Annotated in this window: 9 protein-coding genes; all 9 read right to left on the reverse strand. The window is 58.8% G+C overall.

From position 1 onward, the window contains the following. Positions 1-47: 47 nt before the first annotated feature. The 9 genes from NCS28_RS21645 to NCS28_RS21685 all read right to left on the reverse strand — a co-directional run bounded on the left by NCS28_RS21645 (position 48) and on the right by NCS28_RS21685 (position 12,208). The gene (locus NCS28_RS21645) at positions 48-1,472 is read right to left on the reverse strand and encodes a KPHS_23130 family T6SS system protein (RefSeq protein ID WP_250515824.1); all 1,425 of its coding nucleotides are present in this window, start codon (positions 1,470-1,472) and stop codon (positions 48-50) included. Further along, a complete protein-coding gene (locus tag NCS28_RS21650) occupies positions 1,469-1,726 on the reverse strand; it encodes a PAAR domain-containing protein (protein WP_250515825.1) in 258 nt (85 codons plus the stop codon). Before NCS28_RS21650 ends, NCS28_RS21645 begins: the two co-directional genes overlap by 4 nt. 67 nt (positions 1,727-1,793) lie before the next feature. Further along, positions 1,794-3,197, reverse strand: a complete 1,404-nt coding sequence (locus NCS28_RS21655; protein ID WP_250515826.1) for a hypothetical protein — start codon at positions 3,195-3,197, stop codon at positions 1,794-1,796. Then, complete coding sequence (locus NCS28_RS21660) at positions 3,184-6,807, reverse strand: type VI secretion system Vgr family protein (protein ID WP_250515827.1); 3,624 nt, start codon at positions 6,805-6,807, stop codon at positions 3,184-3,186. Before NCS28_RS21660 ends, NCS28_RS21655 begins: the two co-directional genes overlap by 14 nt. Before the next feature lie 1,259 nt (positions 6,808-8,066). Then, positions 8,067-8,876, reverse strand: coding sequence for a lysophospholipid acyltransferase family protein (locus tag NCS28_RS21665; protein WP_250515828.1), 810 nt, complete (start codon positions 8,874-8,876; stop codon positions 8,067-8,069). Next, the gene (locus NCS28_RS21670; RefSeq protein WP_250515874.1) at positions 8,869-9,720 is read right to left on the reverse strand and encodes a MipA/OmpV family protein; all 852 of its coding nucleotides are present in this window, start codon (positions 9,718-9,720) and stop codon (positions 8,869-8,871) included. Before NCS28_RS21670 ends, NCS28_RS21665 begins: the two co-directional genes overlap by 8 nt. 5 nt (positions 9,721-9,725) lie before the next feature. Next, positions 9,726-11,054 (reverse strand): NAD(P)/FAD-dependent oxidoreductase, encoded by a 1,329-nt coding sequence (locus tag NCS28_RS21675; RefSeq protein ID WP_250515829.1) that lies wholly within the window; start codon positions 11,052-11,054, stop codon positions 9,726-9,728. Between the two features lie 22 nt (positions 11,055-11,076). Continuing rightward, positions 11,077-11,793, reverse strand: a complete 717-nt coding sequence (gene fabG, locus NCS28_RS21680; protein WP_250515830.1) for a 3-oxoacyl-ACP reductase FabG — start codon at positions 11,791-11,793, stop codon at positions 11,077-11,079. A 154-nt stretch (positions 11,794-11,947) separates the two neighbouring features. Next, the gene (locus NCS28_RS21685) at positions 11,948-12,208 is read right to left on the reverse strand and encodes a phosphopantetheine-binding protein (protein WP_250515831.1); all 261 of its coding nucleotides are present in this window, start codon (positions 12,206-12,208) and stop codon (positions 11,948-11,950) included. Positions 12,209-12,564 lie beyond the last annotated feature (356 nt).

The following is a 12,564-nucleotide window of genomic DNA, read 5'->3' on the forward strand; positions in this document are numbered from 1 at the left end:
GGCCCGCGCGCGGCGGGCCTTCAACGCTCAAGGGGGCGGCGGGGCTTTTATCCCCGCGCACGCTCGTAGAACTCTCGCGATACGTCCCGAAGCCTGAATATCGTTGCTGCTGGAAGCCCCACAAGAAAAAGCAGAGCACCCACGCCCAAAACGCTGCATGTCCAGACCGCTCCGGCATCCGACTCGATCATCGCGACTTCCAACAGCGGCAGTAGACACCCGAACACCGCTGCATACGAAACCGGCCAAAATTCGGGTTCGGGCCTTTGGGCCTCGGCAATCTCCGCGTAGCCGTTCCCAACGAGATTCAAACGTAAGCCTTCAGCGTCCGGCATCGCGACCAGTTGCGGCCCCTGTCCGAACTGAACCGTCTGTGCGGCCAGCGCTTGCAATAGCAGCGGACTAGCCGGACCCGGCACGCCGAGCGCCTCATCGAGGTCAATCAAGGTCAGAGCCGGTTCGCTATCTTTCGCGATGGCTCGCGCGATATGGCCGTCCCGCTTCGCCAGGTTGCTGACCCATAGATTGCGCAGCCGTTTAAGGGGCGTCGGCTCGGCCGTCTGCAACGTCGTGAGCGCAACGGCGATTTCGTCGGTGGTCGTGGGAATGGCGCGGAACAACCGGGCCTTGGGTTTAAGTTTCGTATCGCCCAGCATCTGCCACGAGCCGAACAGAAGCCCGGCCGCCGCCTCGGATACCGGTGGCGCGCCGTCCTCGTTGAACTGACACGCCAGCATCAGGCATAGGTCCGGCATGATCTTCCGCTCTCGATAGCCGTAGTCATAGCGCACCTTCTGGTTTTCCATCCATTCATCGAGAACGCTCGGCACGTCCTTCAATGTGTAGCGAGACAGGGCGATATGCTCATGTGCGATTTCCAGCTTTTGCAGCACGGCGCGCAAGACCGCCAAATGCGCATCTTGTGTTGACTGAAGCGCAATATGCACCGTTCGCTTTCCGGTAAAGCGCTGAAGCGTTCCGATAAAGGGCGTGAGGAGTTGCGTCAGAACGTCCTCAAGCTTCGTAGCAACGATGACATCCCCTTCGGCTTGCAAGCTCAACACCTTGCCTTTGTTCGTCGGTGCGCTACCCTCAAGCCCGAGGATGCGCTCGGCAAGCTCAACCTCGGGCGTAAGCGTTACCGTATCGAGAATGCACAGATTCCACTGTGACCACGCGCGCCAATTGTTGAAGCTGTCTCTACAGAGAAAATTCCAGAAGTCTGCGCGGTAGTTCCAGTCGTCGGATGGCATATAAAGCAAGCCGCAGAAGGCCCCCCAGACCAGAAACGGAAGCCCCAGCGCAAAGCCAAAAAACTTGGCCGATACGATCGACTCGCCTTGTTTCCAGTTCAATATCGTGATGATGAAACCCGCGACGAGCGCCACGACGAGGCCAAACACCGCGATCCAGATGGAAGGCGATTCGATGTGCTTTTCCTCGGGAACGTTTGGAACGCGCCATGTCCTCATGCGATGTCCATTCCCTTGGTCGTAGCGTGGACAACGCTGCCGCATTGGGTCCGACATCCATCGGCGACCCACTCGCGGCCGTCTTCCTCATATCCTTCGCCGCTTTCAATAATGGGGTTGTCGCCGTGTTGGGGGCACGTAACGATGTCATGCAGCAGCGCGACCATGCGCCCATCAATGTCGAAGCTGGACGACGCGGTTTTAACGACGCCGCCATGTGAGGTCGGATCGCCTTTGCATACTGGATTTTTCATGTTCTACCGGAAAGGATAATTGTGCGCCGGGGCGGAATGCCCCGGCATTGACGGAATCGGCGGCGCGTTAGGCGCTCAACCACTCCCAGAACAGTCGCGACGCCTCGACATTGGCCAGATCACGGGCGGGAAACTGCTCGCCCATCCGGAAACGTTGCTGATACTGTGGATAGGTGAGATCGCCCTTGCTGCCGTACGAGTAGTCTTTAGCGCGCAGTATCCAGCGACCCTCGCGCGGACACGTCTCGCCGGATTTGCAGACGGTCGCGCGCGCGAGGTCCGCCTCCCATTCCCAACGGTCCCAGCGTTGGAAATCAAGGTCGGGCGCAGCGGTGCCTTGCTCGAACTTCCTCACGAACTGATCGCGGGTTCCGGCAATCGACGCAGCGCGGTAGTAGCCGGATTCGGCCACCGTCGCACCGGGCATGAGGAAAGACACTTCCTTAGCCTTACGAGCTTCGAACTCCTTCCACTCTTGCGGGGTTGAGGGGTAGTCGCGGTCGAAAGTTACGCGACAAGGGTTCTTGTAGTCGGAATGAAAGTCCACAAACCCTAGGCTCGGTGCGACATCCGGTGCGCTTGCGTCCAGAGCAGCTACGAGATTGAAGCTATAGGCTCCATGCGGAATTTTGATCTTTGGCGAGACATTGTATTCGAAATTCATCGAGCTATATGGGGCGACGGTAACGTAGATTACGTGTTTTCCCATGGGCGTGATAATTGGGCGTCCCGATATTTCCGACTCGTTAAGCAACGGCATGCCCGCTAAATTCGCGTCCAAAAAAACATCTCCACCCGCAAGTGAGCCTTGAACATTCAAACGGTCACCTTGGTCCGGCTCCAAATCATCTGGACGTCGAAAACTGATTGCGTACGGCCCTCTGTTTCTAAATTCAATCGATACCCGGAAATTTTCTTTTTCACGTTTGACCCCAGCAATGCGTGCATCTAGTTTTACGACAGGGCGCGCTTCTGGTAGATATCGCGTCATCGATGAATTAAATCGATGAATCAAATTAAAAAGCTCTTGGGGCAATTCATACATTTTCGCTGATTTGTTTATCAGCTTACCGTCTTTGATACAATCAACATCATATATCGGTGATGGCTCTACGACACGAACTTCATGCGCAGGGCCGCTCTCCACTGCTTTACATAGTTTGCTGTGAATTTCTTTCGCTATTTTCATATCATCCGGCGACAGTCGAGCGTCGAAGATTCCAATTCCACTGAAATCGTCGCTGATGGTATCCGACAAACCTATACGAATATTCCCAGAGAGCCATACACCTAAGCTGTTTTCCCCGTAGTCGTGACCGCCTACTTGAACGATCCCGAATCCCTCGCCAGTACCTCCGAGATTGATAGCAGTAGTTGCATTCATTCCAAAAACATCCTGATTGAGCATTATTAAGATAGGCGTAAGAACGAAAAGCGCGTGAAACTTGCGAATGAGTCTATCGAGGTTCATATCCAATTTTCCATGTCTTACCTGTTAATATGGAGAAGTGTTTTCGTACACACTCTAAATAATTTGGCCCCACGACGGCGTTTTCCTTCCAGCAACCGCCGCCCATCAGATTGTCGCTTGAGTCAAGTTGCCATTTTTTCTTGCTTCTATTCTCAGTTCCAAGCTCGAAATTCAATTCTTGATTTTCATCGATATACATCTTGTGTGGCCATCCATTACGCCTCCAGTATTCGTCGGGGAAATTGAATAAATGCCCGCATTCGTGAGCGATTGCATTTGCAGTTGGCATTGGAGTGAAGACGTTTTTGCCGTCAATCGTTTGCACCGGCCCATTTTTTTCACCCCAAGCGCCCGAATCTGCACGTTCGGCTTGACTGAATAAGTAAACATCCCTCTCATGCTCACCGACTTGAGCACCTTTTATGCCTAGCAAGAAATCAACTTTGAATTGAACGCTAACTCGGCATCCGCAGGATTCTCTTTTAGAGCATCCATCAAGAATGAGCAGGCTTCGATGAGAACTCAGGATTTTTTCCGCGCGTTGCTTTGTCGCGTTTAAGTCAAAATCTTTGCCTACGCCATCGCGATACACCATCAAAATATCCTCTCCAACACGCTTGCGTCCGTCAAACGCCCCAGTAATCGCTTGCGAGTGTTTAGAACTCTGATAAGGAACCGATTGCATCTTCCCATCCGAGGTAAGGATGGGATTGCCAGATGCGTCTACCGTAACGAGATCGACCGGTATAATGTTTATGCGAACGGTGGCGATTGCGCGCTTTTGCTCAGCGTCGTAAGTTAATTTAAAGATCGTCTGATTAATGGAGCCCCAAAAACCTTTCGGACTCCCATTACGATTTTTCAGGATATTTCCGTCATCATCGACGGCCTTATATAAGCCTGTAGGGAAGGCGTCCAAACAATCCTTTTCTTGTGACTTCAACTTCCAGTCACACCAAACCGGCGTGCCGAGCTTGATCGGGTCCGGTTCCGGGTCCGTCTCTTTTGGTTTGGGAGATTTTTTCATCTCACCCTTTGAATCATGATCTGCCTCCGGCGCATCCGATGATGGTTGTTCCGTCGCAGCGGCATCGGACGCCGGCGCACTCGACGCGCTCGCGTCGGGCGTTGACGGCGGAGGGGGCGCAGAAGGCACCGCGCCTGTGTTCTGAGGCTGCTCCCAGTTCACCTGCTTCGATCCTGGCGGTGACGTTTTTTCCGCGAGGCTGTCGGAGTACAGCCACGCGTCGCAGCCCGTTTTGAACGGCACTACGACAGGTGCGAATGAGGGACCGGCCAGATGCATGATTTCCGGTGCGGACTTCTTCATGCCCGGAAGCTTGAGACGCAGTGGCTTGGCGCTGCCGAGCGTGATCGTGCCGTCCTTCAGTTCGACATACGCGCCGCCGCATTCGAGCACAAGCTCCTTGTCAGCCCGTACGTGTACTGCGCCGTTGGCGCTTGTCACAATCACGTCTTTCTGCGCTGCCAGCGCGAGCACATCGGATTGCGCTTGAATCTCAACCGGCCCCTTGGCGGCCAGCATGCGAATGCCCATCGTATTCGCGAACAACGACAGCACCTCACGCGCGGCGATGGCCACGTTCTTGAACGCGCTAACATTGAACCCGCGAGAGGTCGCGACGCTCACGTCCTTGCCCGCGCCGATCATCACGCGATCCGGCGTCGCAAGGCCGATGCCGTGCGGCGCTGATAGCGCAATAACCTGCTTTTTGATGTCGGCGAGTTCGTCCTTAAGCCATTGATTCTCGGCCTTCAAATCCGCGACTTCTGCCTTGGATGCAACCGCACCTTGCGCCAATGCATCGGCTTGCGCTTGCGTGCGCTCGAATAGAGCCGTCGCGCCGCTCGTGTCCGTGATCTGTCCTTGCGCCTTGCTCTGCGGTTCGGTCGAGATCAACAGACCCTGACCGGCTCTGAGTGCCCCTTTTTCATCGCTGCGCAGCTCAAAACCGAAACCTCTGGGTTGGTCTCCACTGCTGACCGCATGACCGAGATTCAGTTGCGACTTACCCGGCTCAGTCGCGATCTTTATATGCTCCTGGTTCTCGCGGTCCTCGACCTGAATGGTGTTGTTGCGGATCGTATGGATGACGACGTTGCGCGTGCGCCACTTGTGTTCCTGATGAACCGGGTCGGTATCCTGCGAGTTATTCAGCGCATGGAGTATGTAAGGGAGGTCCGGATTACCCGCAAAGAATGCGACGGCAACCTCCGAACCCGGTATATAGGGCATGTGAAAACCGGTCTGCCACTTGCCCGCAAAGGGCTTCGCAAGCCGCAGCAAGCAGCTATTCAGACCCGCTACACGCTGCTCCCGGTCATCGTGAAACTGGACGATGTACTCGCCATGTCCATCGATATATGGACCGCTGAATCCCGGCGTCGAAGCGATCGTTCCGGTAATCGTGCCCTCGATGCGCGGCCATTCCGACTCGTGTAGAGGCATCCGATACAGCCGGTCGGACGGAATCGCGGTGAACTCGACCTTGTATCCTTGTTTGCGTGAAGCGCTGCATTTCATGCCCACGATCAACAACCCGTACTTCGCATCCGCGAGCGTGTGATTGGTGAACGCGATGACGGTGCCGGGCGTCACATCCAACGCATCGCTAGTGCCCCGGTATTCGATTTGCGCGGCCTCTGCCGCCTCACGGCGCAACAGTGCTTCGCGCTGCGCGTCCTCCTTGGTTTCGATCGCTAGACTGGCCTTCGACGCTTCGCCGTAGGTGCTGGTGTCGCCATCCTTGGCCAAAATCTGTTCGGTCGCCTCGATCGGATACGGCGCCTGTCGGTAGTTGTAGCTGCGCACGTGGTAGGACGTCGGAATGCTTACCGCATGCATTTCCAGCGACTTGACCGACTCCGAACCTTGCGTGTCCATCCCGGCTTCGGGTCGGAACGGCAGCTCGAACGGACGATTCTCATGTGCTGCGTCTCGCCGGTAATGCGTAAAGTCATCGCCAAAGCGAACGACTTCGCAATCTTCGCCTTCTTCGCAGACGAACCAGATGCCAGTGCGTTCGCAAAGCCGCCTGACGAATTCGAGGTCGGATTCGTGCCATTGCGTGATGATGCGACGCTTGCGATACGTCCGGTACAGCTTGATCTCCACGCGGGCCCAAATCTTGTTGAAGCCATGCTCCTGCAAGAGTTGCTTTATGACCTCCGGCTCGCTCTTGTCGAAGAAAAAGCGCACTTTCGGCGTGTTGCGAAGCAGCGCGAGGCGCGATTCCAACACAACTTCGTAGATGCTTTGGTTCTTTGCGGTGGAGAGTTTGGCGAAGCCTGTCACGACGCCATATTTGTGACGCGCCGGATCGGGCTTGAGTTGCCGTATCGCATCGTGCGGCGGCTGCACGAGAAGGGAGCCGCGCTTGCCCAGATATTCGCGCTGGGATAGATCGTGCGACGTATGCGTGAACTGAATCTTGAAGCGGCTCTCCTGCCCGATGGCTTCCTCGCCCTCAATGCTGAAGACATCGGCTGTGGCCGAACTCGGGACGCTCCGTAGTTCCAGAAAATACAGCTGATGCTGTCCTTGGAAAGCCCGTTCACGTCTTTCAAAGTAATCGTCTCTGCGATTCAACTATTCCTCCTTCGTGGCTAAAAGCACGTAGCCAGCATAAAAAAAGACCCGCCGTAGCGGGTCGAAAGCAGTGCTCAGCTTCAGGAAGAACGCTGATCCGTGCGAATGGGATTGCGCACGGACTCAGGATTACTGGCTCCGAAGCTGGCCGACGACTCGGAGCGCGAGCCTTCAGCGATACGAAGGCTAACGCGCAGCCGACCGAATTTGTGTGTCAATTCGTGGCGATCAAAGCCATGAAAATGTAGCTGCCAATAGACAGCATAAAATAGGAAAAGGCCTAAAATGATTTGGCGGGGTGGTGACGTATTCCTACGACTCCGGCGTGTGGTTGCGCCGGGGACAAGCTTGCGGCTTGTGTGCCTTATTCACCCGCGAAGCTCGCGCAATGCGGATTGAGCGTTAAAACCCCCGCGTGCCGTGTTTGACTATCGGTACGTGGTGTCGTTGCTCGTCTATGGGCGGGATGTGGCGGGCAACCCGCGAGGGTTGCCGGTTATGGTGTAAGGCCCGGTCCGCCAGCCTTGTCACTGTTCCCGCCCGCCCCCTTACCGAGAGACAAGAGGGGCAGTCCGGGCCTTCATTCAGGAGCGGGTATATATGGGTAACCGAAGTATTCTCACTGCAACGGGCGCGAATCGACCATCGGCTGAGTCAAACAGCGGTGACCATTAAAAGAGCGCAAGAGACAATCGCCAAGTACAAGCGAACATTGTCGGACTGACAAGCGGCGCGGCTCGATTTCATCGAACTGAGTTTGTCGGCGGCATTGGTAAGCGCCAACCAATCCGTGCAGTCTTTCCGTCCAGCTCGCGTTTCGTTGCGTCCGATGGATTTCGCTGAAGAACGCCTAATCGAAGCACTCCTTGATCGTGGCGTCACGCCGGAGATTGAAGGGTGCGCGCACACAAGTCAGTAATAACACCCCTCTCGATGCGCATTCGCCGCGCCTCAGTTCGACACTGCATGATACAGGGCCATATTCGACGTTACGTGTTTCCTCATTAGCTGCGCTCGCTTATCCTTTCGACGCATCCTGCAGGGTAATCTGTATCGATGCATTATGATGCTTTGCCCCGCCTCGCGCGGGGCTTTTTGGTTGTTCTCGGTCCGCCCCCGCTCGTCTTTGAACCAGGAATAGATCAAGGGTTTGCGCCCGGTAAATTACTTTCTTTGCAGCAGCAAAGAAAGTGACTGCCGCCCCGCACAGGGGCAGTGCTAATAGACCGAAACGAATACGGGAGCCACTGAAAGCCTACTCAATCCCGCGCCCGAAGCGTATCGAGTTCACCCGCATAAAAACGCTGCAATTCACCGACAAACGCCTGCAACGCAGCATGATCGCGCCCCGGTGGTGCAAACCGACGCCCGAGCGTCACGCGGTACGTAATCGGCAACGCGGGCTTCCTGAAAATTCGCCAGCCCTTGCCGAGAAAGCCCGAATCCGTCTCGATGATGAGCGTCTGCACCGGCACCTGCGCGCGCCCCGCGATCAGCGCGATGCCGCCCTTCAGCGGATTCACCGACGCATATTCCGTCCGCGTGCCTTCGGGAAACAGCAGCAGCGGCGAGCCACGCCGCAGTTCGGCGACAGCGGCGCGAATCAGTCCGACCGGCGTGTCGTTGACGATATAGCCCGCGAGCAGCGCGCCCGGACCGAGAAACACGTTGCCGGCGACATCGCCCTTCATGACGCAACACGTATCGGGCACGCGGGACGCGATCAGGAGCGCATCGAGCAGGCAGGGATGATTCGGCGCGAGGATCATCGCGGACTGATCGGCGAGCGAGTCGAGTTCGGAGAGATCGAAGCGGCACGCGCCGAGCGTGCGCAGGAGCACGAAGTACCCATGCCACACGCGCCGCACGACGGTGCGCCCGACGCGCCGCCCCGCATCGGCCGAAAGCACGCGCCGCAGGATCCACGCGAACGGAAACCACACGAGGCACACAAGCGCGAGCACGACGAGCGCGAAATAGAACGCCACGCATTGCCACGCGGATTCGAGTGCGCGGCGCAGCGAAATCTTCTCGCCCGCGCCGCCGATTTTCCGCTGGGCGTCACTCATCGCTCGCCACCATTTTCGACGACTGCCCGAACACCCACGCCAGCGCCACGCCGCCTGACAGCACGCTCTTTTGCCGCACGAGCGGGCTGTCGGCGAAGCTCGCGCCGGCGAGATTCGCATAGCGCACGAACGCGCCGACCCAGTAACGGCTGAAGCGCCGCGACATCGACACGAGCGCCTGCGTGCCCGCGTAGCCGCCGTTCGCCTGGAGCTCGGGGCGGCCGGGCGTCGCGTATTGCGGGGCGACCGTGTAGTAGTGGTCGCTGTATTTGCCGTCGGCGAACATCGGACCGGCGAACATGCCGACGCGCAGCCCCGACACGCCCGCGACATCGGTGAGATCGAGATTCAGGTTCGGCTCGAACTGCCAGCCGACCGTCTTCGGCGACGACTCCAGCGTGATGCCCATACGCACCGGCAAGCGCAAATCCAGCAGCATGTCGCGCGATGGCGAGCGCCACAGATGCACTTCCATCGACGGGCCGATTTCGATCGTCGGCTTGAGATCGGGCATGCCGGCGCGCGCGTTGTCGTCGCGGCTGGAAACAGGCAGCGAACCGAGCAGGCTGATATTGAAGTTGATGCGGTCGGTATCGAGCAACTGGCCGCGCACGCCGTCGCGATCGGCGCGGAAGAACTTGCCGCGATAGATCACGTAGGGAAACGGAAAGACCCACGCGCGCGTCTGGTTGGAGCCCGGATAGTGCGGAAACGCCGCGACACCCATGCCGACGCCGAGTTCCCACAACGGCTTGGCTGGTGGCGGCGCTTCCTCGGCGCGTGCTGTCGTGCTCGCGACGAGCAACATCAGTGGCGCAAGAAGCGCCGAGCGAAATCCCGGCATCGTGATCAATTGGCCGATAGCTCCGCGCGTTTCGCGTCGCTCAGATTGCGGCGGCGCTGGCGATAAGCACGCAGCGAATTGCGCCAGTCGAGCGCGGCCGAGACGTAATAGATGCCCTTGAACGCGCGCAGCGAACGCCAGATCGGCGTCGTGCCGAAGATATCGCCCGCGAGCAGCGACAAGAGCGCTTCCTTCATGCGCAGCGGATTTCTCGGGCCCATGAAGAGATTGCGCATCGTCGGCGAGGTCATCCGGTAGATGAACCACGAAAACTCGCGCGGGCCGTGACGCACGTCGCGGTCGAACTTCGCGAGCGCAACTTGCGCGTTCGCCGGATTCGTCAGCGCCGCGTCGATCGCTTCCGCGCCCGCGAACGCGCTTTGCATCGCGAGCATCACGCCGGACGAAAACACCGGGTCGATGAACGCGAACGCATCGCCGAGCAGCAGAAAATTGCGCCCATGCGTCATGTCGCCGGTGTACGAGTAATTGCCCGTCGCGTGGACTTCGCTGATCAGCTCGGCATCCTTGAGCCGCTCGGCGAGCGGCGCACACAGCGCGATGGTGTCGCGGAAGAACGTTTCCACCGACGTGCCCTTCGGACGCCGCTTCAGATACGCGGGCCACACGACGGCGCCGATGCTCGTCGCGCCGTCCGCGAGCGGGATGAACCAGAACCAGCCGTGCTCGAACCAGAACACGGTGATGTTGCCTTCGTTCTGGCCGTCGTTTCGGCGCGCATTCCTGAAATGGCCGTACAGTGCCGACGAATTGTGGCGCTCGTTGCGCCGCTTGGTCTTGAAGTGATTCGCGAGCAGCGTATCGCGCCCGGATGCATCCACGACGAAGCGCGCGCACACTTCCTCGATGCGGCCGTCGTCGTGCTCGGCGTCGATCGTCGCACTGGAGCCATCCGCCGCGAACACGACATCGCGCGCGCGGCAGCCTTCGCTCACATGCGCGCCGTGTTTCGCCGCGTTGCGCAGCAGAATTTCATCGAGCTCGGAGCGGCGCACCTGATACGCGCTCGGCATCGACTTGTCCCAGGCGTCGGCGAAGAGAAAGCGCTGCATGCGATTGTCGTGCTGCGGCGACACGAACTCGGCTGCGAGCTTGACCATGCCGATCGCGCGCACTTCATCGGCGACGCCGAGCCGTTCGAAGAGCCGCAGATTGGCCGGCAGAAGCGATTCGCCGATATGAAAGCGCGGATGCCGCGCCTTCTCCAGCACCCGCACGCGATAGCCGCGGTCGGCAAGCAGCGTCGCCGCGGTCGATCCCGCGGGGCCGCCGCCGATCACCGCCACATCCCAGGTTTGCGTCGCTTCGCTCATTGCGCTCCTTCTTTGATCCGATTCACGCGATTCCGCCGTTGATCGACAGCACCTGCCCGGTGACATAAGCCGCCGCGTCCGACACCAGATACGCGACCATGCCCGCGACTTCCTCCGCCGTGCCCGCGCGCTGCGCCGGCACCAGTTGTTTGATGCGCTCGGGCGGAAAAGCCTGGCCGAGCATCGGGGAATCGATGACGCCCGGCGCCACCGCGTTCACCGTGATGCCGCGCGAGGCCAGTTCTTGCGCGAGCGCACGCGTCGCGCCGATCAGCCCCGCCTTGGCGGCCGCGTAGTTCACCTGGCCGCGATTTCCCATCAGCCCCGACAGCGACGACATATTGACGATGCGTCCCCAGCGCGTGCGGATCATCGGCATCAGAAGCGGCTGCGTGACGTTGAAAAAACCGTCGAGCGTGACGTCGAGCACGCGTTTCCATTGCTGGCGCGTCATGCCGGCCATCGGCGCGTCGTCGTGGATGCCCGCGTTGTTCACCAGAATCTGCACGGGGCCGTCGGCCAATATGCGCGCGATGGCGGCATCGGTGGCGCCGGGATCGGTCACGTCGAAGGCGATGGCATGCGCCGTGCCGCCCGCCGCGCGAATGGCTTGCGCGCAGCTTTCAGCGCGTTCGATGCCGCCGTTCGCGTGAATCCAGACATCGTGTCCGGCCGCGCCCAGCGAGCGGCCGACGGCCTGTCCGATCGCGCCGCTGCCGCCTGTCACGAGCGCGCGCATGGCCTGGCTTTTGTCATCGATTGCATTGCGCGTGTCCGTTTCCCGTGTTGCGCGGCTTCATCGGCGAGCGCGCGAGCATGCGCGTCGTTCAGTCTCGATGCGGCGAATATCACTTGCATGACCGCACAGGTAAGCGCGTGAAGCCCGCCCCGCTTTATTTCGTGCGATGCGCGGCGACGTGCGCCGCGAGCGCACCGAGGCTCGCGAAAATGTTCTGGTTGTCCGGATTATCCGAGCGCAGCTCGAAGCCGTATTTCTTCGAGATCAGGAGCGCAATCTCCAGGATGTCGATGGAATCGAGCCCGAAACCTTCTTCATACAATCGTGTTTCGGCCGAGACAGTCTTGGGATCGACGTCCTCGAGATTCAATTCGGCGACGATCAGCTCGGCGAGCTCTCTTTCCAGTTCATTCATTATGTGTGCGGACCAGCGCAGAAACGCGCGCCCAAGAGCGGCTCGGAAGACGTGCGCCCCGGGGTTTGCCGCACGCCGCCGGCTGCCTGTTATCGAGATAATTGCAGTGGCGAAATTCTAGACGAAGCCCTCTGGGACGCCTAGTAGGAAAGGTAACCGGCCGGAAGGGCTACCGCATCACGATATTTCCGAGAGAAATCGGCAGTTCGCCGTCGGGCGGGACCCCTGCGCCGGTAGGGTAAAATCCGCCGGTCTGACGAATGTAAGATCATCGAACAATCGGTTACAGACCGGCCGTGCGAGCGCGCGGGAAAATAATCGTCAGGCAGGCGACTGCCGAGTTTTTGTTCAATAAC

This window comes from Caballeronia sp. INDeC2 (genome assembly GCF_023631325.1).
Classification (GTDB): domain Bacteria; phylum Pseudomonadota; class Gammaproteobacteria; order Burkholderiales; family Burkholderiaceae; genus Caballeronia.

Coding starts and splice junctions, on each gene's coding strand:
- fabG (WP_250515830.1), bottom strand. CDS start 11,793: ATGCGCGCGCTCGTGACAGGCGGCAGCGGCGCGATCGGACAGGCCGTC.
- NCS28_RS21655 (WP_250515826.1), bottom strand. CDS start 3,197: ATGAACCTCGATAGACTCATTCGCAAGTTTCACGCGCTTTTCGTTCTT.
- NCS28_RS21675 (WP_250515829.1), bottom strand. CDS start 11,054: ATGAGCGAAGCGACGCAAACCTGGGATGTGGCGGTGATCGGCGGCGGC.
- NCS28_RS21670 (WP_250515874.1), bottom strand. CDS start 9,720: ATGCCGGGATTTCGCTCGGCGCTTCTTGCGCCACTGATGTTGCTCGTC.
- NCS28_RS21645 (WP_250515824.1), bottom strand. CDS start 1,472: ATGAGGACATGGCGCGTTCCAAACGTTCCCGAGGAAAAGCACATCGAA.
- NCS28_RS21665 (WP_250515828.1), bottom strand. CDS start 8,876: ATGAGTGACGCCCAGCGGAAAATCGGCGGCGCGGGCGAGAAGATTTCG.
- NCS28_RS21685 (WP_250515831.1), bottom strand. CDS start 12,208: ATGAATGAACTGGAAAGAGAGCTCGCCGAGCTGATCGTCGCCGAATTG.
- NCS28_RS21650 (WP_250515825.1), bottom strand. CDS start 1,726: ATGAAAAATCCAGTATGCAAAGGCGATCCGACCTCACATGGCGGCGTC.